The sequence below is a fragment of the Dellaglioa sp. CoH-57-MRSF-18 genome (assembly GCF_056781995.1).
On the sequence record NZ_JBXAXX010000001.1, the window covers coordinates 317,355 to 340,484 of the forward strand.

At 34.3% G+C, this 23,130-nt stretch carries 22 protein-coding genes and 1 tRNA gene; 21 read left to right on the forward strand and 2 right to left on the reverse strand.

The window, feature by feature from the left end; genetic code table 11:
* Positions 1-45: 45 nt before the first annotated feature.
* Positions 46-180, reverse strand: coding sequence for a 50S ribosomal protein L34 (rpmH, locus tag AC1RPG_RS01460; protein WP_057974157.1), 135 nt, complete (start codon positions 178-180; stop codon positions 46-48).
* A 510-nt stretch (positions 181-690) separates the two neighbouring features.
* Here rpmH and dnaA point away from each other — a divergent pair.
* From dnaA to AC1RPG_RS01550, 18 genes are all read left to right on the forward strand, one after another.
* Positions 691-2,043, forward strand: coding sequence for a chromosomal replication initiator protein DnaA (gene dnaA, locus AC1RPG_RS01465; RefSeq protein ID WP_481761085.1), 1,353 nt, complete (start codon positions 691-693; stop codon positions 2,041-2,043).
* A gap of 170 nt (positions 2,044-2,213) precedes the next feature.
* The gene (dnaN, locus tag AC1RPG_RS01470; RefSeq protein WP_481761086.1) at positions 2,214-3,353 is read left to right on the forward strand and encodes a DNA polymerase III subunit beta; all 1,140 of its coding nucleotides are present in this window, start codon (positions 2,214-2,216) and stop codon (positions 3,351-3,353) included.
* A gap of 311 nt (positions 3,354-3,664) precedes the next feature.
* A complete protein-coding gene (gene yaaA, locus AC1RPG_RS01475; protein WP_057974154.1) occupies positions 3,665-3,892 on the forward strand; it encodes a S4 domain-containing protein YaaA in 228 nt (75 codons plus the stop codon).
* An 8-nt stretch (positions 3,893-3,900) separates the two neighbouring features.
* Positions 3,901-5,034: a DNA replication/repair protein RecF gene (gene recF / locus AC1RPG_RS01480; protein ID WP_409021849.1), complete on the forward strand. Its 1,134-nt coding sequence runs from the start codon at positions 3,901-3,903 to the stop codon at positions 5,032-5,034.
* Positions 5,035-5,053: 19 nt separating this feature from the next.
* On the forward strand, positions 5,054-6,991 hold the full coding sequence (gene gyrB / locus AC1RPG_RS01485; protein WP_481761146.1) for a DNA topoisomerase (ATP-hydrolyzing) subunit B: 1,938 nt from the start codon (positions 5,054-5,056) through the stop codon (positions 6,989-6,991).
* A gap of 86 nt (positions 6,992-7,077) precedes the next feature.
* Positions 7,078-9,528, forward strand: coding sequence for a DNA gyrase subunit A (gyrA, locus tag AC1RPG_RS01490; RefSeq protein WP_481761147.1), 2,451 nt, complete (start codon positions 7,078-7,080; stop codon positions 9,526-9,528).
* 197 nt (positions 9,529-9,725) lie between these two features.
* On the forward strand, positions 9,726-10,019 hold the full coding sequence (gene rpsF, locus AC1RPG_RS01495; protein WP_409021850.1) for a 30S ribosomal protein S6: 294 nt from the start codon (positions 9,726-9,728) through the stop codon (positions 10,017-10,019).
* A gap of 37 nt (positions 10,020-10,056) precedes the next feature.
* Positions 10,057-10,584, forward strand: a complete 528-nt coding sequence (ssb, locus tag AC1RPG_RS01500; protein ID WP_409021851.1) for a single-stranded DNA-binding protein — start codon at positions 10,057-10,059, stop codon at positions 10,582-10,584.
* 18 nt (positions 10,585-10,602) lie between these two features.
* Complete coding sequence (gene rpsR, locus AC1RPG_RS01505; protein WP_057974148.1) at positions 10,603-10,857, forward strand: 30S ribosomal protein S18; 255 nt, start codon at positions 10,603-10,605, stop codon at positions 10,855-10,857.
* Positions 10,858-10,981: 124 nt separating this feature from the next.
* Positions 10,982-12,994: a DHH family phosphoesterase gene (locus tag AC1RPG_RS01510; RefSeq protein WP_481761087.1), complete on the forward strand. Its 2,013-nt coding sequence runs from the start codon at positions 10,982-10,984 to the stop codon at positions 12,992-12,994.
* Between the two features lie 6 nt (positions 12,995-13,000).
* Positions 13,001-13,456 carry a 50S ribosomal protein L9 gene (rplI, locus tag AC1RPG_RS01515; protein ID WP_481761088.1) on the forward strand — a complete coding sequence of 152 codons (456 nt, stop codon included), beginning with the start codon at positions 13,001-13,003 and terminating at the stop codon, positions 13,454-13,456.
* 83 nt (positions 13,457-13,539) lie between these two features.
* Entirely contained in the window at positions 13,540-14,931 is a 1,392-nt protein-coding gene (gene dnaB, locus AC1RPG_RS01520) for a replicative DNA helicase (protein WP_481761089.1), read from the forward strand.
* A 182-nt stretch (positions 14,932-15,113) separates the two neighbouring features.
* On the forward strand, positions 15,114-16,400 hold the full coding sequence (locus tag AC1RPG_RS01525) for an adenylosuccinate synthase (RefSeq protein ID WP_481761090.1): 1,287 nt from the start codon (positions 15,114-15,116) through the stop codon (positions 16,398-16,400).
* A gap of 214 nt (positions 16,401-16,614) precedes the next feature.
* Positions 16,615-16,824, forward strand: coding sequence for a CsbD family protein (locus AC1RPG_RS01530; RefSeq protein ID WP_409022828.1), 210 nt, complete (start codon positions 16,615-16,617; stop codon positions 16,822-16,824).
* 386 nt (positions 16,825-17,210) lie between these two features.
* The gene (locus AC1RPG_RS01535; RefSeq protein ID WP_409021856.1) at positions 17,211-17,456 is read left to right on the forward strand and encodes a GlsB/YeaQ/YmgE family stress response membrane protein; all 246 of its coding nucleotides are present in this window, start codon (positions 17,211-17,213) and stop codon (positions 17,454-17,456) included.
* Positions 17,457-17,481: 25 nt separating this feature from the next.
* Positions 17,482-18,036, forward strand: a complete 555-nt coding sequence (gene amaP / locus AC1RPG_RS01540; protein ID WP_481761091.1) for an alkaline shock response membrane anchor protein AmaP — start codon at positions 17,482-17,484, stop codon at positions 18,034-18,036.
* Between the two features lie 16 nt (positions 18,037-18,052).
* Positions 18,053-18,253: a DUF2273 domain-containing protein gene (locus tag AC1RPG_RS01545; protein WP_409021858.1), complete on the forward strand. Its 201-nt coding sequence runs from the start codon at positions 18,053-18,055 to the stop codon at positions 18,251-18,253.
* A gap of 30 nt (positions 18,254-18,283) precedes the next feature.
* Positions 18,284-18,802: an Asp23/Gls24 family envelope stress response protein gene (locus AC1RPG_RS01550; protein ID WP_481761092.1), complete on the forward strand. Its 519-nt coding sequence runs from the start codon at positions 18,284-18,286 to the stop codon at positions 18,800-18,802.
* 165 nt (positions 18,803-18,967) lie between these two features.
* Here the strand turns inward: AC1RPG_RS01550 and AC1RPG_RS01555 are convergent.
* Positions 18,968-19,040, reverse strand: a tRNA-Lys gene (locus tag AC1RPG_RS01555).
* A 196-nt stretch (positions 19,041-19,236) separates the two neighbouring features.
* Between AC1RPG_RS01555 and yycF the strand changes: the two genes are divergently transcribed.
* Genes yycF through AC1RPG_RS01570 form a run of 3 tightly spaced genes read left to right on the forward strand, consistent with a single transcriptional unit; the run spans position 19,237 to position 23,128 of the window.
* Complete coding sequence (gene yycF, locus AC1RPG_RS01560; protein WP_409021860.1) at positions 19,237-19,947, forward strand: response regulator YycF; 711 nt, start codon at positions 19,237-19,239, stop codon at positions 19,945-19,947.
* 21 nt (positions 19,948-19,968) lie between these two features.
* Positions 19,969-21,822, forward strand: coding sequence for a cell wall metabolism sensor histidine kinase WalK (walK, locus tag AC1RPG_RS01565; RefSeq protein WP_481761148.1), 1,854 nt, complete (start codon positions 19,969-19,971; stop codon positions 21,820-21,822).
* Complete coding sequence (locus AC1RPG_RS01570; RefSeq protein ID WP_481761093.1) at positions 21,809-23,128, forward strand: YycH family regulatory protein; 1,320 nt, start codon at positions 21,809-21,811, stop codon at positions 23,126-23,128. The genes walK and AC1RPG_RS01570 overlap by 14 nt, the downstream gene beginning before the upstream one ends.
* Positions 23,129-23,130 lie beyond the last annotated feature (2 nt).

Sequence of the window (23,130 nt, forward strand, 5' to 3'; positions counted from 1 at the left end):
AGATACTGTATCTTTGTAATAAAAAAAACCACTGAAATCAGTGGTCTATGCAGACAATACTTTTCTACCTTTACGGCGTCTACGTGCTAAGACGTTACGGCCGCCTTTTGTACTCATGCGTTTACGGAAACCATGCACGCGTTCACGGTGACGTTTTTTAGGTTGGTATGTTCTTTTCATAATTTAGGCACCTCCTTAAATACTTAATGTTTCAACTAATCGGTATCTTGATAAAAATAAGATACCAGTGACGTCAATTTCACTTACCGGAATATAATACCATACTTCTTTCTTCTATGAAAGAAAATTATTAGAATTCAATGTAATTTAGTTATCCACACTTTTTCGCTATTTATTTTTTAGTTGTGGATGAGTTGTGAAACACATCTTGTCGTCCACAACTCGGAACACACACTTTTTCACAATAAACAGCCTGTTAATAAGTTATACACACCCTTAACTAAAAACTGTTAATAACTAATGAAAATCCTTTAATAACATACTTTATTTCAATCACTCATTTGTGGATAACATGGCAAACAAAACTGGTTTATCTTTTTATGCCCACCCCTGTGGAAAACTTATTAATGACCCTGTTATTATTTTTTACACATTTTTTTAAACCTGTGGAAAACCCTTCTTTAAAATGCTAAACTGTAGTTACGATTTATTTAAACAAGGAGGCTTTTTGTGCTTACTCTCGAAAATTTATGGTCCTCACTGACTGATTATTTCAAAACGCAACTCAACCCTGTTAGTTACGAAACTTGGATTTCATCAGCTGAACCAAAACAATTTATTAATAACGACCTTATTATTGAGCTACCCTCCCAGCTACATAAAACTTACTGGATACAACATCTAGCACCAAAAGTTGTTGCGTTTCTTTACGAATCAACTGGTGAAGAAATCAATCCCGTTTTAAAAATAAAGGGTGAATTAACCGCGGGCGGCCAATCAAATATGGCAGTATCAAATAGTTCAAACTCTAATAACGATAATGTCCCTACCTTTATGCGTGATGCCAAATTAAACGATAGATATACCTTTAGTACCTTCGTTACTGGAAAAGGTAATCAGATGGCCCACGCTGCTGCTTTGGTTGTTTCTGAAGAACCTGGCCGCTTGTACAACCCGCTCTTTTTCTATGGTGGTGTTGGTTTGGGTAAAACCCATTTAATGCACGCAATTGGTCACCAAATGCTTCTAAACAATCCTGATGCAAAAGTAAAATACGTTACAAGTGAAGCATTTACTAACGGCTTCATTAACTCACTTCGAAATAATACGCCCGAAGATTTCCGAAAAGAATATCGTAGTGTTGATCTCTTACTGGTGGATGATATTCAATTTTTTGCCGATAAAGAATCAACACAAGAAGAATTTTTCCATACATTTAACTCTTTATATGATGATAAAAAACAAATTGTCTTATCATCTGATCGTTTACCAAACGAAATACCAAAATTACAAAAACGTCTTATATCTCGCTTTAAATGGGGTCTTTCAGTTGATATAACCCCTCCTGATTTAGAAACTAGAATTGCTATTTTAAGAAATAAATCTGATGCTGAAAATCTTGAAATACCAGATGATACATTAAGTTATATTGCTGGCCAAATCGATTCGAATATTCGTGAACTTGAAGGCGCTTTGGTTAGAGTACAAGCGTACGCGACCTTATCAAACTCAGAAATAACAACGAGTTTAGCCGCCGATGCCTTAAAAAACTTAAGTTTAAAAGATAAATCAAATGAAATTTCAATTGCTATTGTTCAAGATCGGGTTGCTAAATATTTCCACGTTACTGTGGGCGATTTAAAAGGAAAAAAACGTGTTAAAGCAATTGTTATGCCACGTCAAATTGCTATGTACTTAAGTCGCGAACTTACCGACAATTCCTTACCTAAGATTGGATCTGAATTTGGTGGTAAGGATCATACAACGGTTATTCATGCTCACGAAAAAATTGCTGTAATGTTAGAAACTGATGACAAACTTCAGCGTCAAATTTCAGATCTTAAGAGTGAACTTAACCAATAATAGTTGTGGGCAATTGTGGATAAGGCGGCTTGTTTACTCACAGGTTATCCACATGTGAATTCTTTTATTTACATGGTCCCAACGTATTTCTTAACATGATTAACAGGCCCTACTACTGCTTCTATTCTTTTATTACTTAATTAATAACTAAACTTACCGGAGGATTTACTATGGAATTTACAATTAATCGATCAGCATTCATTAAACAATTAACAGATGTTCAAAGAGCTATTTCTTCAAAAACAACAATTCCTATATTAACGGGTATCAAAGTTGTCTTAACTGCTTCTGGTTTACTTTTAACAGGTAGTGATGCAGATGTTTCTATTGAAACTTTTTTATCTGTTGAAGATGAATCTAATAACTTAACAATTGAATCAACTGGTGAAATTGTGCTACCTGCACGATTCTTTAGCGAAATTGTTAAAAAATTACCGCAAGATACTTTTTCATTAACAGTGACTGATGGTTATCAAACTGAGATTACTTCTGGATCAGCCTCATTCAATATTAATGGGTTAGATGCAAATAACTATCCTCACTTACCAGAAATTGATACTGATGATAATTTAATTTTTTCGGGATCAATCTTAAAACAAATTATTAGCCAAACTGTTATTGCCGTTTCTAACCAAGAAAGTCGCCCTATTTTAACTGGTGTTCACTTTGTCATTGAAAATGGTGAGTTTTTAGCAGTCGCAACAGATAGTCATCGTTTGAGCCAACGTAAAATTACATTGGAAGGCGCAAACGATGCAAAATATGATGTTATTATTCCTGGTAAATCTTTAGTAGAATTATCACGAATGATTGACGATTCTAATCCAGATATTGAAATGCGTATTTCAGAAAACCAAGTACTCTTTATTCTTGGAAATACCTCATTTTATTCACGTTTATTAGAAGGAAATTATCCTGATACAACTCGTCTAATTCCTAAAGAATCAGCTACAGACATTGAGTTTAATGCGCCTAAATTATTATCAGCAATTGAACGTGCGTCATTACTATCACATGAAAGCCGTAATAACGTTGTTAAACTAGCGATTAATACGGCAGAACAAAAAGTTGTCATTTATAGTAACTCGCCTGATGTTGGTAATGTTGAGGAAGCATTAGAATTTAGCAATTTATCAGGAAATGATCTTGAAATTTCATTTAATCCAGACTATATGAAAGATGCTTTAAGATCATTTGGACAAACTGAAATTAAAGTTGCGTTTACACAACCATTACGACCATTTACCTTAGTCCCAACTGAAGATACAACGCAATTTATTCAATTAATTACACCAGTTCGAACATTCTAATTAATTGTTCGTGTATGAATAACTAATAAAAATAGAGTAAAAGCAGCCAATAAAACTGTTTTTACTCTATTTTTTTAGGTAAATTATATTAAAAGTGAGAAATGAATTTTATGGTTTGATTTTGACTAAAAAAATAAGGCAATAGTGAATTGTAGTCATTTAATTAAAAATATAGCCTTTTAAGTAATTTTAGAGTAAAAAGACTAATTAAAACTTAAATCGCTTAAATCGGCTTAAAATGAGATGTGAAATTGTAATTTTGCGAAAAAAAAGGTATAATAGAAAAGGAAGAAAATGGAGGTTGACGACAATTGAAATCAGATATTTATTTAGAAACACCTTACATGATGCTACAACAAGTTTTGAAATCAGAAACAATTATTAATTCTGGTGGCGAAGCAAAATGGTTTTTACGTGAAAATGAAGTCCTTGTAAATGGTGAATTAGAAGACCGACGTGGACGTAAATTATACCCTGGCGATGTTATTGAAGTTCCAGGTATTGCAATTATTACGATGCATTCAATGGACGAAAAGTAGGCTTATCAATGTATCTAGAAAATTTAACCTTGAGGGATTATCGTAACTATGAAGATTTAAATATCTCATTTTCACCAGCAATCAATATATTACTTGGTGAAAATGCTCAGGGTAAAACGAATTTATTGGAAGCAATTTATGTGTTATCAATGACTCGAAGTCATAGAACGAATAATGATAAAGAGTTGATTAAGTGGGATAAGACAGCTGCGATAATCCAAGGTCGGGTGAATAAGCAAGTAGGGTCATTGCCACTCGAGATTCAAATTAATTCTAAAGGTAAAAAAGCTAAAGTTAATCATCTTGAACAGGCCAAATTGTCACAGTACATTGGACAGTTCAATGTGATTTTGTTTGCACCAGAGGATTTAGCCCTTGTAAAGGGTGCCCCATCAGTAAGAAGAAGATTTGTTGATATGGAATTTGGCCAAATTAATGCACGTTATTTATATAATTTAGGTCAATACCGAACTATTTTGAAACAGCGTAATCAATATCTAAAACAGTTACAGCATAAAAAAGACCAAGATTTAGTTTTTTTAGATGTATTATCTGATCAATTAGCTGCTTTTGGCGCAGAAATTGTACATCAACGCTTAATATTTCTTAAACAACTTGAATTCTGGGCTAACCAATTACAAGAAGAGATTACACAGTCCGCTGAAACGTTAACATTTGAGTATGCCACTCATTTGGAAAACGCGTCAGAAAAAACGATTGAACAGTTGTATACGCAATTACAAAATGATTTAAAAAAATCAATAAAAAAAGAAATATTTCAAGGGACAACCTTAGCTGGGCCACATCGTGATGATGTGCGTTTTTTAATTAACGGCAAAAACGTTCAAACATATGGATCTCAAGGACAACAAAGAACAACAGCATTATCAGTCAAATTAGCCGAAATTGAGTTAATGAAAGAGGAAACTGGGGAATATCCAGTCCTTCTTTTGGATGATGTTCTTTCTGAATTGGATGATATGCGTCAAACACATCTTTTGAAGACGATTCAAAATAAGGTTCAAACATTTTTAACAACACCAAACTTAAGTGGTATTGCTAGATCGTTAATTAATGAACCTAAGATTTTTCATATTAATCAAGGTAACTTACTCGAAGAGGAGGAACATATAGTTGACTGATCAAGAGAAACAAGCTGAAATAGCAGAAGAATTACATGAAGAAAAAGCAAAAGAATATGATGCGAGCCAAATTCAAGTTTTAGAAGGACTTGAAGCTGTTAGAAAACGTCCCGGTATGTATATTGGAACAACGGCTTCACAAGGTCTTCATCACTTAGTTTGGGAAATTATTGATAATGGTATCGATGAAGCATTGGCTGGTTTTGCCGATGAAATTAATGTTGTTGTCGAAAAAGACAACAGTATAACAGTTCGTGATAATGGACGTGGTATCCCTGTTGATATCCAAGCAAAAACAGGCCGTCCAGCGCTTGAAACCGTTTTTACAATTTTACATGCTGGGGGTAAATTTGGCGGTGGTGGTTATAAAGTTTCTGGTGGACTTCATGGAGTTGGTGCTTCAGTTGTTAATGCATTATCAACTGAGCTAGATGTTCAGGTTATTCGTGAAGGTAAAGTCTACGGTATGGACTTTGCTCGCGGTAAAGTTAAAACAGAGATGTCAGTTGTAGGTGAAGCACCTGAAAATGAACATGCAACGATTGTTCATTTTGTACCGGATTCTGATATTTTTACGGAAACAACTGTCTATGATATTAAAGTATTAACAACGCGAATTCGTGAATTAGCATTCTTGAATAAAGGCCTTAAAATTACGATTGATGATAAACGTGATGGTGGACCCGGATTACAAGAATTCCATTATGCCGGTGGTATTAAGCATTATGTTGAATACTTAAATAAAAATAAAGATGTTATTTTCCCAGAACCTATCTATGTTGAAGGTGAACAAAAAGGGATTATTGTTGAAGTTGCCCTCCAATATACAGATGATTATCATAGTAATTTATTAACTTTCACAAATAATATTCATACTTATGAGGGTGGTACTCATGAATCTGGTTTTAAGACAGCCTTAACCCGGGTTATAAATGATTACGCTCGTAAAAATAATCTTATGAAAGAAAATGATGCTAATCTTTCTGGTGAAGATGTTCGTGAAGGATTGACGGCTGTTGTCAGTATTAAACATCCAGATCCTCAATTTGAAGGTCAAACAAAAACAAAATTAGGTAATTCAGATGCGCGTACGGTTACTGATCGTACTTTCTCTGAACATTTTACTAAGTTTTTAATGGAAAATCCTAAAGAAGCTAAAATTATTGTAGAAAAAGGCTTATTAGCTGCTAGAGCTCGAGTAGCTGCTAAACATGCTCGTGAAGTAACACGTAAAAAAAGTGGGCTTGAAATCAGTAACTTACCCGGTAAGTTAGCTGATAATACAAGTAAAGATCCTGCAATTAGTGAATTATTTATCGTCGAAGGTGATTCAGCCGGCGGTTCAGCTAAACAGGGTCGTTCACGGTTAACACAAGCTATCTTACCGATTCGTGGTAAGATTTTGAATGTTGAAAAAGCAAGTTTAGATAAAATTTTAGCCAATGAAGAAATTCGTTCATTATTTACAGCTATGGGAACAGGTTTTGGTGGCGAATTTAATGTTGAAAAAGCTAATTATCATAAATTAATTATTATGACTGATGCTGATGTCGATGGTGCCCATATTAGAACGTTATTATTAACACTGTTCTATCGTTACATGCGTCCACTTGTTGAAGCAGGATTCGTGTATATTGCGCAACCACCTTTATATCAAATTAGACAAGGTAAGATGATTCGTTATGTCGATACTGAAGAAGAATTAGAAGAAATTCAAGGGCAATTGGCACCAACACCAAAACCCGTTATTCAACGATATAAAGGTCTTGGAGAAATGGATGCTTCTCAATTGTGGGAAACAACTATGGATCCAGATGCTCGTCGTTTATTACGTGTTAACGTCGACGATGCCATTGAAGCTAATGATGTCTTTAATATGTTAATGGGTGATCGTGTAGAACCTAGACGTGAATTTATTGAAAAAAATGCCACTTACGTAGAAAACTTAGATATTTAAAAACTTAGTCGTAAAGGAGGTTGAAAATTTTGGCAGAAGAATTACCAGCTACAAGCCGGATAAAAGATGTTAATCTTTCCGGAGAAATGAAAAAATCATTCTTGGATTATGCTATGAGCGTTATTGTTGCTCGTGCACTTCCTGATGTTCGAGATGGGTTGAAACCTGTCCATCGTCGTATTTTATACGGGATGAGTGAATTAGGGATTACGCCTGATAAACCATACAAAAAATCAGCTAGAATTGTTGGGGATGTTATGGGTAAGTACCATCCTCATGGTGATTCATCGATTTATGAAGCGATGGTTCGTATGGCCCAAGACTTTAGTTACCGTTACATGTTAGTTGATGGGCATGGTAACTTTGGTTCTGTCGATGGTGATGGCGCTGCTGCTATGCGTTATACTGAAGCTAGAATGAGTAAAATAGCTGTTGAAATGATGCGTGATATCAATAAAGATACCATTGATTTCATGGATAATTACGATGGCAGTGAACATGAACCAGTTGTTTTACCTGCGCGTTTTCCTAACTTATTAGTTAATGGTGCAACAGGTATTGCCGTTGGTATGACAACGAATATTCCGCCACATAATTTGTCAGAAGTTATTTCTGGATTACATATTTTGATGGATAATCCTGATGCAACTGTGGCTGATTTGATGGAGGCTATCCCTGGTCCTGATTTTCCAACTGGGGCTACTGTTCTAGGTAAATCTGGTATTCGTAAAGCTTACGAAACAGGTAAGGGAACAATAACAATTCGTTCAAAAGTTGAAATTGAAGAACAAAAGAATGGTAAAGAACGTATTATCGTTGATGAACTTCCTTACATGGTTAATAAAGCACGTTTAATTGAACGTATTGCTGATTTAGCTCGTGATAAAAAAATTGAAGGTATCACTGATATTAATGATGAGTCTGATCGTGAAGGATTACGAATTGTGATCGATATTCGTCGTGATATGAGTGCTTCAGTTGTGTTGAATAACCTTTATAAATTAACGTTATTACAAACATCTTTCAGTTTTAATATGCTAGCAATCGTTAATGGTATTCCAAAAGTTCTAAGTTTAAAGGAAATGCTTGTTTATTACCTTGAACATCAAGAAAAAGTTATCCGTCGTCGTACGCAATTTGAATTGAAAAAGGCACGTGCTCGCGCACATATCCTTGAAGGTTTAAGAATTGCACTCGATCATATTGATGAAATTATTAGAATTATCCGTAGCTCAAATACGGGTGAACTTGCTAAAAATCAATTGATGGGTAATTATGGTTTATCAGATAAACAAGCTCAAGCTATTTTAGATATGCGATTAGTTCGTTTAACTGGTTTAGAACGTGAAAAAATTGAAGAAGAATATCAAAATTTAATGGCATCAATCGCTGATTTTGAAGATATTTTGGCTCATGACTCACGTATTCATGATATTATTTATCAAGAATTGTTAGATTTACAAGCTAAATTTGGTGATGAACGTCGTACTGAATTATTAATTGGCGAAGTATTGAATCTTGAAGATGAAGATTTGATTGAAGAAGAAGAAGTTATGATTACATTAACGCATAACGGTTATGTAAAACGTCTTGCAACTGATGAATTCAAAGCACAAAACCGTGGTGGCCGTGGCGTTCAAGGTATGGGTGTTCATGATGATGACTTTATTGAACATCTTGTGTCGACATCAACGCATGATACCCTACTATTCTTCACGAATGCTGGTAAAGTGTACCGTATGAAGGGGTATGAAATTCCTGAATATGGACGCACAGCTAAAGGAATTCCTGTCATTAATCTTTTAGGGGTTAATTCTGGTGAGAAAATCCAAGCTGTTATCAACGTAAGCAAGCAAGAAAATGATGAACGTTATCTTTTCTTTACGACGCTTAACGGAACAGTTAAGAGAACACCGGTGTCAGAATTTTCTAACATACGAAATAATGGTTTAAAAGCGATTAAATTGCATGATGAAGATGAATTAATTAACGTTGCTATCACAGATGGCACGCAGAATATGATTATTGGAACGCATCGAGGTTACGCAGTATCATTTGCTGAAAATGATGTTCGTTCAATGGGTCGTTCTGCTTCTGGTGTTCGTGGTATTCGGTTAAGAGAAGATGATTACGTTGTAGGAGCTGATTTATTAGCTGCTGATAGTCACGTATTTATCATTTCTGAAAAAGGATACGGTAAGCAAACACCCGCTTCGGCTTATGCAATTAAAGGCCGTGGTGGAAAAGGAATTAAGACAGCTAACATTTCTGAAAAGAATGGACCAATTGCTGGGTTAGCAACCGTTCAAGGTGATGAAGATATCATGTTAATTACGGATCAAGGTGTTATGATTCGCTTTAATGTGAAGAACGTGTCAAAAACGGGCCGTGCTACTTTAGGAGTTCATTTAATTCGAATTGATGAGAATGCTAAAGTTGCAACAATGGCAAAAGTTGAAGCTACTCCTGAAGAAACAACTACTATTTTAGATGCAGTTGTATCAGACGTTGAAAGTGAAACAAATGACTTAGAATAAACTAAATTAAAAAAATAAAATAAAATCCTAATTAACGGCGTACTTAATAAGTGTGTAGTTAATTAGGATTTTCTTGCTTTAAGTGAATGGCAGTGATATAATTTTAGTTCGTAAGTGTCTATGGCATTAAATAGATAACTTTCCTTGTTCTTGCCACGAGGTAAGGACCTAAAGTCCATAAGGAGGTGTAAACAGTCATGAGTAAATATGAAATTACTTATATCATCCGTACCGATCTTGATGAAGCAGCTAAAGCAGCTTTGATCGAACGTTTCGATGGTATTTTAACAAGTAATGGTGCAGAAATCGTTACTTCAAAAGACTGGTCAAAACGTCGTCTTGCATACGAAATCAGCGGTTATAATGAAGGTATCTACCATATCATTAATGCTACAGCCGATGACGATATCGCAATTAACGAATTTGATCGTCTTTCAAAGATTAATGAAGGAATCTTGCGTCATATGATCATTAACAGAGATGAAAAATAATTCATTTTAATAAAATAACGGAGAGGAGCAATACATTATGATTAATAGAACAGTACTTGTCGGACGTTTAACAAGAGACCCTGATTTACGCTACACAGCTAGTGGTGCTGCAGTTGCAACTTTTACAGTTGCAGTTAATCGACAATTCACGAACGCTTCTGGCGAACGTGAAGCCGATTTTATTAACTGTGTTATCTGGCGAAAAGCAGCCGAGAACTTCGCTAACTTTACGCATAAAGGTTCTTTAATTGGTGTCGATGGACGAATTCAAACGCGTTCATATGATAATCAACAAGGAACTCGCGTGTATGTTACTGAAGTTGTCGTAGAAAACTTTTCGTTGCTTGAATCAAAATCTCAATCAAGCCAACAACAAGGTAACGCTAATAATCAAAGCAGCGCTCCTCAATCAAGTTCATCATCAAATAACAATGCTAACCCATTTGGTGGCGCAAGTTCGAATAATAATTCAAACACAACGCAATCTAATGATTCAGCAACAGTTGATCCATTTGCAAATAATGGCCAACAAATTGATATTTCTGATGACGACCTACCATTCTAATTAGAGGAGGAAACTCACATGGCACAACAACAACAACGTAGAGGTGGTGGCGGTGGCGCACGTCGTCGACGTAAAGTTGACTTCATCGCAGCTAACCACATCGATTATATCGATTATAAAGATACAGACTTGTTAAAACGTTTCATTTCAGAACGTGGTAAGATTTTACCTCGTCGTGTTACGGGAACAAGCGCTAAAAACCAACGCAGTTTAACAATTGCAATTAAACGCTCACGTATTATGGGCTTATTACCATTCGTTTCAGAAGAATAGTAATATCTAGGGAAGACTATGCAAATAGTCTTCCCTTTTTTTGTACTATCAGCAAGATTTGTGCAGGTAAATGGGGAATGTGATAAAATAGATAACATCTAGGATTTACAGATGAGGAGATACTATGAAAAAGTTCCTTTCAAACGAGAAACTTCCCAGTTTTTTGAAGAATGAACGCTTAAGATGGATTGCGATTTTTATCGTAATTATGTCTTTATTTAGTGTTGTTCTGTCTTTTACAGTTAATTTATTTTTAGGACTTATATTGTTAATTATTGCGTTGGGTGCTACCAGCGCAAGTATGTATATTATGTCCCAAATTACGGCAAATACTAATGAATATATATCGGAATTATCATATCGTATTAAACGTAGTGAACAAGAAGCGCTTATCAAAATGCCAATTGGTATTTTGATTTTTAACGAACAAAATGAGATTGAGTGGGTTAATCCATACTTACAACCTTATTTTGAAAAAAATGATATTTTAGGTAAGAAAATAGAGAGCGTCGATGAATCGTTATCGACGATTATTACAGATAACGCTGAGACTAAAGGCTTGGTGAAAGTAACATGGCATGAAAAAGATTTTGAAATGATCATACAAAATGATATTCATGTTGCTTACCTGATGGATATTACGCGTTATTCATCAATTGAAAAAGAATTTGAAGCAGAGCGCGTTGTTATCGGTCAAGTGTTCTTAGATAATTATGATGAAGTAACGCAATCTATGTCAGATAAGAATGTTTCTAATTTAAGTAACTTTGTCACAAATGAGTTATCTAATTGGGCGCGTCGTTATGGGATGTATTTAAAAAGAACGGATTCAGATCGATTTTTTATTTTAGTTCATGCCCATTCTTTACAACAAATTGAAGAAGAAAAATTTAAAATTTTAGATCGAATTCGCGATCGGACATCCAAACAAAACTTTCCGCTCACATTGAGCATGGGAATTGCCTATGGCGATGGCGATTTGAATTCACTTGCAAAATTAGCTCAAAGCAATTTAGATCTTGCTTTAGGTCGAGGTGGGGATCAAGTTGTCGTTAAATCACCTGAAGAGCAAGCAAGATTTTATGGTGGTAAAACTAATCCGATGGAAAAACGGACTCGGGTTCGTGCTAGAATGATTTCTCAAGCGTTACAAGAAATAATGAAACCAATGGACCAAGTCTTCGTTATGGGACATCAGAGCCCAGATATGGACTCTGTAGGAGCTTGTTTGGGCATTAGACGAATCGCTTTGATGAATAATATGAAATGTTGGATTGTTTTAGATCAAACCGCTATTCATTCAGATGTACAACGATTGATGGAAGAGTTAGATCAATATCCTGATATCAAATATAATATTATTACACCTGAAGAAGCAGTAGAAAAAGCAACAGAACAGAGTTTACTGGTGATGGTTGATCATTCTAAACCCTCTATTTCTGGTAGTCCTGAATTGTATGAAAAACTTAAAAATCGTCTGATGGTTATTGATCATCATCGTCGTGGAGAAGAATTCCCTGAAAATCCAATGTTAGTTTATATTGAACCTTATGCATCATCAACCTGTGAACTGATTACTGAAATGTTTGAATATCAATCAAAAGATAGTGAACCAATTAATAAAATTGAAGCAACTGCGATGTTAACGGGAATTATTATTGATACGAAGTCGTTTTCATTAAGGACGGGTACACGAACATTTGATGCAGCCAGTTATTTAAGGTCCGTTGGGGCTGATTCAACAATGGTTCAAAACTTTATGAAAGAAAATGTTGATAGTTACTTGAAGCGTAATCATTTAATTGATAAAGTAGAGTTCATTAATACTGATTTAGCATTATGTGTGGGTGAAGATGATACGATTTATGACCCAGTTACAGCAGCACAGGCAGCAGATTCATTATTATCTATTTCAAGTGTATCAGCGTCATTTGTTGTCACAAAACGATCAGAAAATCGTGTTAGTATCTCTGCTAGAAGTACAGGGACGACTAATGTTCAAGTTGTTATGGAACAAATGGGCGGCGGCGGTCACTTATCAAATGCTGCGACTCAGTTAACTGGTGTGAGTGTAAGTGAAGCTGCAGAACAATTAGTTAATATTTTAACGACAAAAAAAGATGAAATTAAGGAGTAGTTGATTATGAAAGTTATATTTTTAGAAGATGTTCGCGGAAAAGGTAAACGTGGAGAAATTAAAGAAGTACCAAGCGGCTATGCTCAAAATTTTTTAATTAAAAATGGTAAAGCAAAATTAGCTACAAATTCAGCAATGAGTTCTTTAAAGGGACAACAAAAAGCTGAAGAAAAAAAAGCTGAAGAAATTTTAAAAGAAGCTAAAGATGAAAAAATCGTTTTAGAAGATGATAAGACAGTTGTTGAATTAACAGCTAAAGCGGGCGAAGATGGCCGTTTATTTGGCTCAATTCCTAGCAAGCAAATTGTACAAGCTATGGAAAAACAATACGGAATTAAAATCGACAAACGTAAAGTTGAACTACCAGAACCAATTCGTGCCTTAGGATTCACGAATGTACCTGTTAAGTTACATGTTGATGTAACAGCAATGATTCGTGTTCATGTTTCGGCTAATAACTAAAGTAGTATTTATTTGAAAAGCTGGCAAAATTTGATTTTGTCCAGCTTTTTTCTTGATTTTAGAAGTAAGGAGAACACGATAAAATGAATAATGAACTATTAACAGACCAAACGCCACCACAGAATATTGAAGCGGAACAAGCCGTTTTGGGCGCTGTCTTTTTAAAGAGTGATGCTCTTGTTGAGGCAATGGAATACTTGGAGCCCGAAGACTTCTATCAACGTCGCCATCAATTGATATTTGCGGCTATGGTGGATCTGAATGATAAAGATGAAGCTATTGATATTGTTACGATTCAAGATAATTTAACTTCTAAAAATCAAATGGATGATATTGGCGGTGTTAGCTATATTGTTGAATTAGCTGGCTCTGTACCAACGGCTGCGAACGTTCAGTATTATGCTAAAATTGTTGAAGAAAAATCAATGATTCGACGCTTAATTGCGACAGCGACATCTATTGCAACTAAGGGTTTATCACAAGATGATGATGTTGCAACGCTTTTAGATAATGCTGAACGTGAAATTATGAGCGTATCTGAAAAAAGAAATAGTAGTGGTTTTCAAGCTATCGCTGATGTATTAAAAAGTACATTTACAAATATTGAAAAGTTAGCTAAAGAAGGCGATACAATTACTGGATTGTCGACAGGTTATCCAGAGTTGGATAAAATGACTGCCGGGTTACATCCAGATGAGTTAATCATTTTAGCTGCTCGTCCGGCTGTTGGTAAAACAGCTTTTGCGTTGAATATTGCTCAAAACGTAGCAACTAAAACTGATGAAACTGTCGCTATTTTTAGTTTAGAAATGTCAGCAGAATCATTAGTTAGTCGTATGTTATGTGCTGAAGGTAGTATTAATGCGAATCACTTACGAACGGGACAATTAGACGAATCAGAATGGTCAAATTTGATTGTGGCAATGAATTCATTATCAAAGGCTAATATCTTTATTGATGACACTGCTGGGTCAAAGATGGCTGAAATTCGGGCAAAATGCCGTCGATTAGCGAAGGAAAAAGGTGGACTAGGGTTAATCGTTGTTGATTATTTACAGTTGATTGAAGGTTCAGGACGCGAAAGTCGACAACAAGAAGTCTCAGAAATTTCTCGTCAAATGAAGAAATTAGCGAAAGAATTAAGTGTTCCAGTTATTGCATTGTCTCAATTATCCCGTGGTGTTGAACAACGCCAAGATAAACGACCAGTGTTATCAGATATTCGTGAATCTGGTTCTATTGAACAAGATGCAGATATTGTTGCATTTTTGTATCGAGATGATTATTATGAACGCGATACTGATGAAGATGAAGACGGGAATCTACCTGATCCAAGGGATGAAGATGACCAAAATGTTGGTGAAGTTGAAGTTATTATTGAAAAAAACCGTGGTGGCGAACGAGGTACAGTTAAATTATTATTTGTTAAATCATATAATAAATTCTCGTCACTTGCCTATAGACCAGAAGGCTAGAAAATATTCCTTAGTGGGATATTTTTTTTGAATAAAAAGAGAAACGTTCGTTATATAGTTGATAAATGTTTATATAAAATACAAACGTTCGTATTTTAGTTGTATTTGAACTGCTTTATTGCTATAATATTCTAGGATTGTATTTATGAATTTAAAATATAAATTATGAGGTGGATGAAAATATGTCATCAGTAGTTGTAGTAGGTAGCCAATGGGGCGATGAAGGAAAAGGTAAAATTACAGATTTCTTAAGTCAAAATGCCGATGTTATTGCACGGTATCAAGGTGGCGATAACGCCGGACACACAATTGTATTTGAAGGCAACACTTACAAATTACATTTGATTCCATCAGGTATTTTCTTTCAAGATAAATTAAGTATCATTGGTAATGGGGTTGTTGTGAATCCTAAAGCTTTATGTGAAGAACTTGATTATCTACAAAAACTCGGCGTTAAAGGAGATAATTTACGTATTTCTGACCGCGCTCATGTTATTTTGCCATACCATATTCTACTTGATGGCTTACAAGAAGCTGCTAAAAAAGAAGATAAGATTGGGACGACTAATAAAGGTATTGGACCAGCTTATATGGATAAAGCTGCTAGAATTGGTATTAGAATTGCTGATTTAATGGAAAAAGAAACTTTCTCAGCAAAATTAAAAAATAATTTAGAACAAAAAAATCGTGAATTTACAAAATTATATGATCATGAACCACTTGAATTTGATGATATTTTTGAAGAATATTTTGCCTATGGCCAACGTTTGAAACGATACGTAATGGACACGTCAGTTATTATTAATGATGCACTAGATTCTGGTAAGAAAGTCTTATTTGAAGGTGCACAAGGTGTTATGTTAGATATTGATCATGGAACGTACCCATTTGTAACTTCTTCAAATCCAATTGCAGGTGGCGCAACAGTCGGTGTTGGTGTTGGACCTGCTCAAATAAATACAGTTGTTGGTGTCTGCAAAGCCTATACATCACGTGTAGGGGATGGTCCTTTTCCAACTGAACTATTAGATGAAATCGGTGATACTATCCGTGAAGTTGGACATGAATATGGTGTAACAACAAAACGTCCACGTCGTATTGGCTGGTTTGATAGTGTTGTTATGAATCATTCCAAACGTGTTTCAGGATTGACTAACTTATGTTTAAACAGTATTGATGTTTTAACTGGATTAAAAGAAGTTAAAATTTGTACAGCATACGAATTAAATGGTGAAATTATTCATCGTTATCCAGCTAGTTTTAAAGAATTATCTCAATGTAAACCAGTATATGAAACATTACCTGGTTGGACTGAAGATATTACTCAAATGAAAACTCTTGCAGAATTACCTGAAAATGCTAGAAATTATATTAGACGTATTGAAGAAATCGTTGATGTTAAAATTTCAACATTCTCAGTTGGACCCGATCGTGATCAAACAAATGTTTTAGATGATGTTTGGGCATAAATAAGTAATAGGTTGATAGTAATGTGAGAAAAGTCAAAGTTAATACTTTGATTTTTTTTTATTTAATCAATAACTAAGTAGATAAATAACCTTAATTAATTAGAGCTTAAAAATTTATATAACTTATATATTTGATAAGTCGAATATGTTGCATACGCTTTCTTTGGATGTTACTATCGGTATGTAGACAAATATATTATGAGGAGGAAACATGATGACAAATGAAGATAGATTAGATGCAAAGAAAGATCAAATTAAGGGTAAAGTAACAGAAACTAAAGGTAAATTGACAGGAGACAAGCAAGAAGAAGTTAAAGGTAAAGCGGAAGGTTTCCTTGGTAAAGCGAAAGATAAATTAGAAGATGTCAAAGATGATGTTGCAGAAAAAATAGATGAAGTTATGGACAAACGTAAAAAGAAATAGTAATTTCATTGGGTTCTCGCACTGCTTACAATAAGCAGTGCGAGTTTTTTTTATTTCTTTTTATTAGCCGAAGTTAGATAAATAATAGGCTTATCTTGTGAGTATAGTACCTATCAGTTCATCTTATTCACTCAGATATTCATAGATCTTATTTTGTTTAACTTTATGTGATTAATTAAGCAACGAGGAAAACAAAGATAGTTATTTATCTTTATTTTTTGGTGTATATAAGTTTAAGTACCTGGGAAAGAGATTCATTAAGTTTCATAGATTGAGCGTAATAAAATCGTTTCATTTGCAAGCGATTTCAAATAATGGTATATTACATATAACGAATAGTTAATATAATAAATAACTATTTAATATAAACAAAGGAGGAACATATTATGATTTGGTCATTAATTGTAGGTGCTATTATTGGTGCTGTTGCAGGGGCGATTACTAATCGCGGTGAGTCGATGGGATGGATAAGTAACATCATCGCTGGACTAGTTGGGTCAGCTCTTGGTCAAAGTGTCCTTGGTCATTGGGGACCTAGCTTGGCAGGAATGGCAATTATCCCTTCTATCATTGGTGCGATAATTTTAGTTTTAATTGTTTCAGCTATATTTGGTATAAAAGCAAGGAAGTAAATCAAGTCAAGAGAGAGGTATGTTTATGAAGAAGAGTAAAAAAATTATTCTGAGTATAGTCAGCCTCGGATACTTGATTGGGCTTAGCTTGCTGATTTGGCCAGAAATAATTGAGAAAATAACTAAAATGCTTGAACATTTTAACGTTAGTACAAATTTTCAGAGTAACGATTTTATCTTCTATTATGGGATTGTGTTATTGCTATTAACAGTCTTCATATTTTTGTTAATACTTTTGTGGCCTGCGCAACTACCAGATATTCCTTTGAAGCAAACTAAAGAAGGAAGACTTGCTTTAAGTAACCAGGGTATTAGCCAATTTATCAAGACAAAGTTGTCTAGTGAAGACTTATCTAATATTAAAGTTACGTTGAAGAATACACGACGTCAGCGAAAGATCCATATTGTTGCAGATTCAGTTTACCAACAGTCTACAGTTGGACAATTACCTCGTATTACGAGTGAATTAACTGAGAATCTCAATGATCTATTAGCTGGATCTAGTCATATTCCTATCAAAGTAGATATTAAGGTAAGTAAAAAATCAAATTCAAAACGTAAAGTTACACGGGTAGTTTAAGAGGGAGTGTGCATAAATGAAAGATAAAATGTCAATTAATATTGGAGTTGGTAGTGCTCTAGGATTTATCATATCCTCGTTACTTGTAACTGTAGGATTTTGGAAGACGATTATCATTATGATTGTGACACTGTTAGCAGGATGGATTGGTTATCTATTTAAAGAATATGATATTGATCTGTCATTTATTTCAAAAATTTTCACGCGGAAAAATTGATTATTTTAAAAATCGAAAGGAGTCTTAATTATGACTACAGAAAAAACAAATACGCAGGGAACAAAGACTGAACCAAAGGGGACATTGACATTTGATGACAAGGTTATTCAAAAAATAGTCGGTTATGCAATTGAAAATGTATCTGGTCTCTTGGGTGTGGATGGTGGATTTGTCGCAAATATTAAAAATAAACTTGTAAATAGTGATAATCCAACAGATGGCATCGGCGTTGAGGTTGGCAAGGAACAAGTTGCGGTTGATTTAAATATTATTATGGCATATGGGCACAATGCACATGATATTTATAAACAGTTAACGGAAGTTATTAATAAACAAGTAAAGGAAACAACAGATTTAGCTTTAATTGAGTTGAATGTTGAAGTAGTAGACATTCAAACACCAAAAGAATTTGATGATTCACAAACAAGTTTACAAGATCGTGTATCTGATGCAGGTAGTACTATTAAAGAAAAAACAACAGATGGGGTAGATGCCGTTAAAAAAACGACCTCTCAGGTAGTAAATAAAGATGATGACCGGGTTAAATAGCGTTGAACAAATAATAAGATTTAAATCTAGTTAAGAGAAATCCGATAGGGTTTCTCTTTTTTTGTTTCACGTGAAACATCAATAAGTAAATGAGAACACAAAAAAAGCACCTAGCCGCAGCTAGATGCTTCAACATATCTTGCGATATGTTGGGTTTGGCACCCATGGGTGGTTAGGGGCTCGAACCCTAGACCCACGGATTAAGAGTCCGTTGCTCTACCAACTGAGCTAACCACCCAAACCATTAATAATAATTCATCAACGTTAAATATATTATCATATATACTAATAAAAGACAATAACTTTTCGAAAAAGGATTTGGGTAAATTTAATCACTGTGTTTGGCAATGATGATTGAATAGGCTATAATAATGGAGGGTTAAGAAGTTGTATCTAGATTTAATTTTACAGCTTCCTATAAGGAGGATCCACATATGAAAAAAATATTAGTTGTCGACGATGAAAAACCAATTTCTGATATCGTTAAATTTAATTTAACTAAAGAAGGATACGACGTTTATACAGCTTACGATGGTGAAGAAGCCTTAGAAAAAGTTAAAGAAGTTGAACCGGATTTAATTTTATTAGATTTAATGTTACCAAAAGTGGATGGTTTAGAAGTTGCTCGTCAAGTTAGAAAAACTTACGATATGCCAATCATTATGGTTACAGCTAAAGATGGAGAAATCGATAAGGTCTTAGGTCTAGAATTAGGTGCAGATGATTATGTAACAAAACCTTTCTCTAACCGTGAACTAGTGGCCAGAGTTAAAGCTAATTTAAGAAGACAAAAAACAATTGAGAGTGTTCAAACAGAAGAACAACCACAAAATAGTGAAATACAAGTTGGACAATTAACCATTCATCCTGAAGCATATATGGTTTCAAAATATGATGAAAAAATTGAATTAACACATCGTGAATTTGAATTATTACATTATTTAGCACAACATCTAGGACAAGTTATGACTAGAGAACATTTACTACAGACGGTATGGGGTTATGATTACTTCGGTGATGTCAGAACGGTTGATGTTACAATGCGTCGTTTAAGAGAAAAAGTTGAAGATAATCCAAGCCATCCAGAGTGGTTGGTAACACGTCGTGGTGTTGGATACTATATGAAAAATCCAGATTTAGAATAGAGTAGGGGAATAACGATGAAAATGAATCAAAAAATTCGTTTTTTTAAATCTATTCAATTTAAAATAGCCCTCATTTTTGCGTTATTAATTTTAATAACGTTGGAAATTGTCGGGGCTTATTTTGTTAGGCAATTAGAACAGCAAAACTTAGATACCTTTAAGCAACAAGTCCAGTTACCTATATATGTTACTAATTCGATTACGAAGGATTTAGCAAAAACAGATACAGCTGCTGGTGATAGAGATATCAAAAAAATATTGGAAGATGTTAGTAATTCAAGTATCACAGAAATTCGAGTGATTGATAGTAAGGGCACAATTCGCGGGAGTAGTGATTTTAATAATCAAACTGTTGTGGGACAAAAAACGACAGATGCAACAATTAAGCAAGTGTTATATACACCTAAAACATTTGAAAAGAAGATTTATGATGAATCTAGCGATAAGCGCTACTATGTTTCAATTGTGCCACTAGTTAGTACAGCAGGAAATGTAACAACGACAGTTGGGGTTACATACGTTAAGGCCAATCTGGAAAGCTTATACTCAAATATTAACGATATCACGGTTATTTTCGTGACCGCGTCATTTTTTGCAGCTGTTTTAGTCCTTTTGATAACGATAGTTATTTCCCGGGCAATAACTCGTCCGATTGATGAGATGAAAAAGCAAACGATTCGAATTTCTCGCGGAGATTACTCCGGAAAAGTTCGTGTCTATTCTAATGATGAACTAGGACAATTAGCAGATGCGGTTAATAACTTATCTGTTCGTGTTGAAGAGGCACAAGAATCATCTGAAGCTGAACGTCGTCGTTTAGATAGTGTTCTATCGCACATGACAGATGGTGTAATTGCGACGGATCGTCGCGGAAATATTATCATTATGAATGAAGCGGCCTCTACCTTATTAGATCAAAATGAAAATGACTCAATAGGAGTATCAATTTTGGATATTCTTGATTTACGTAGTCAGTATACTTTACGTGATTTGTTAGAAAATCAAGATGAAATTATGATTGATTTATCTGATGTAGAACATGAACAAATTTTGAATGCTTATTTTTCATTAATACAAAGAGAATCTGGCTTTATTAGTGGTCTTGTCTGTGTACTTCATGATGTCACAGAACAACAAAAGATAGAACGTGAACGTGAAAGCTTTGTTTCTAATGTTTCTCATGAATTAAGAACGCCTTTGACGAGTATGAAGAGTTATATTGAGGCATTAAACGATGGTGCATGGAAAGATCCAGAAGTTGCACCAGGTTTCTTGAAAGTTACACAGAATGAAACAGAACGTATGATGCGTATGATTAATGACTTACTAAATTTGTCACGAATGGATTCAGGAACATCTAAGTTAGAACTTGAATTAGTTAACTTGAATGAACTGTATAGTTATGTTCTGGATAGATTCGATATGATGATTAATGCTGACGATGGGTCAGGCAAAAAGTATTCGATTAAACGTGATTTTACTAAACGTGATTTATGGGTTGAATTAGATACTGATAAAATTGTGCAAGTCATTGATAATATTATGAATAATGCCATTAAATATTCACCTGATGGTGGAGAAATAACTTGTCGTTTATTGGAGACACATAAGCACGTTATTTTGAGTATCTCTGATGAGGGCCTTGGTGTACCTAAAAAAGATTTAGCGCATATTTTTGATCGCTTTTTCCGTGTGGATAAAGCTAGATCGAGAGCTCAAGGTGGAACTGGATTAGGCCTAGCTATCTCAAAAGAGGTTGTCGAAATGCATAAAGGTAAAATTTGGTTAGATAGCTCGGAAGGCAAGGGTTCAACATTCTATATTTCATTGCCTTATGAATCATATGAGGAGGACCTGTGGGATGAAATTGAATAGATTTATTTTACCAACACTATTATTTTTATTAATTATGACAAGTATCGGTTTATCATGGGTCATTTGGACAAATCCGACATGGAATGGTAAAAGTGAATCGACGAAAGCTACAAATTCAACGCAGACAGAGTTAACAAAGAGTACTAAATTGAGCGAAGTATATGCACCAACGTCTGTTATTTATAATGATAATCAGCAACAAAATGTTTTATATAGTGAAAAAATTAATATCATTTCAAATATTCAAAAAAAGATACGTACTTGGAAAGAAACGTCTATATCAGAAGTTCCGATTAAAAATAAAAATGATTATTTAACGTTTTTAAATGCAAAAAATCAATTGGTTCTTAGTTACTCAGATGAAATTACGGTTGGGTTATTTAATCAAGTATTTAATCAGCAAAATCAAAATTATAAAACACGACTTATTAACCGTGTTCTTATTCCGCGTGATAATAAGAAAAGTATTTATCTGTTGAGTGACAAGGATAAAAAAATTTATGAGATTTCGTTAAATGATGCCTATAATAAAGGTAAAACAATTGATGATGTTGTACAAAATGAAACGTTATCGAAATTATCAGTTACATTTAAACTGCATAATAATGATATTTTTATGTATTATAATCAAGATTTTAATATAGCTCGTTTTAGGTATTTAGTGGATAAGCAAACGGCTAGTAAGTATGTTGCTAATCTATTAGGACAAAAAGATGGTTCATCGGTCAACGTTAAAGAAAGTAAAAAGACAATAACTTACTATGATGGTTCTGATCGACAATTAACGGTTCAAAATACGACAAATTTGGTTTCATATGAAGATGATGAAAATTCAGATGCGAAACAAAAAACGAGTCGTGGTAATGCTTTAACTGAAAGTTATACGAGTATTAAAAATACAGGTATCGGATTAGATAATATTCACTTCTACCAATTTAATGGTAAGTCTATGACAACAACATTCAGAAGTTATATTGAAGGATTTCCGATTTTTAATCAAACCAAACACGGTGTGATTGAAGTTGAGCGACTAGATAATGGTGGAAATAAAATTGATTTTTCATTATTGACGTTACAAATTGCTGTTCCATCTGGAAAAGCAGATGTTACGTTACCAAGTACAGAAGAAGTGTTAAGTAGCTTGGTTACGGCAGGGTATAAAGATGCGGATATTTCAGATATTCAATTAGGTTATCGTTGGGTATCAAGTTCTGATTCAGATTTGGTAGTCAACCTAGAACCCACTTGGTATATCCGATATCAAGATAAATGGAAAAGTTATACTGAATTACTACAAACAGATTAGGG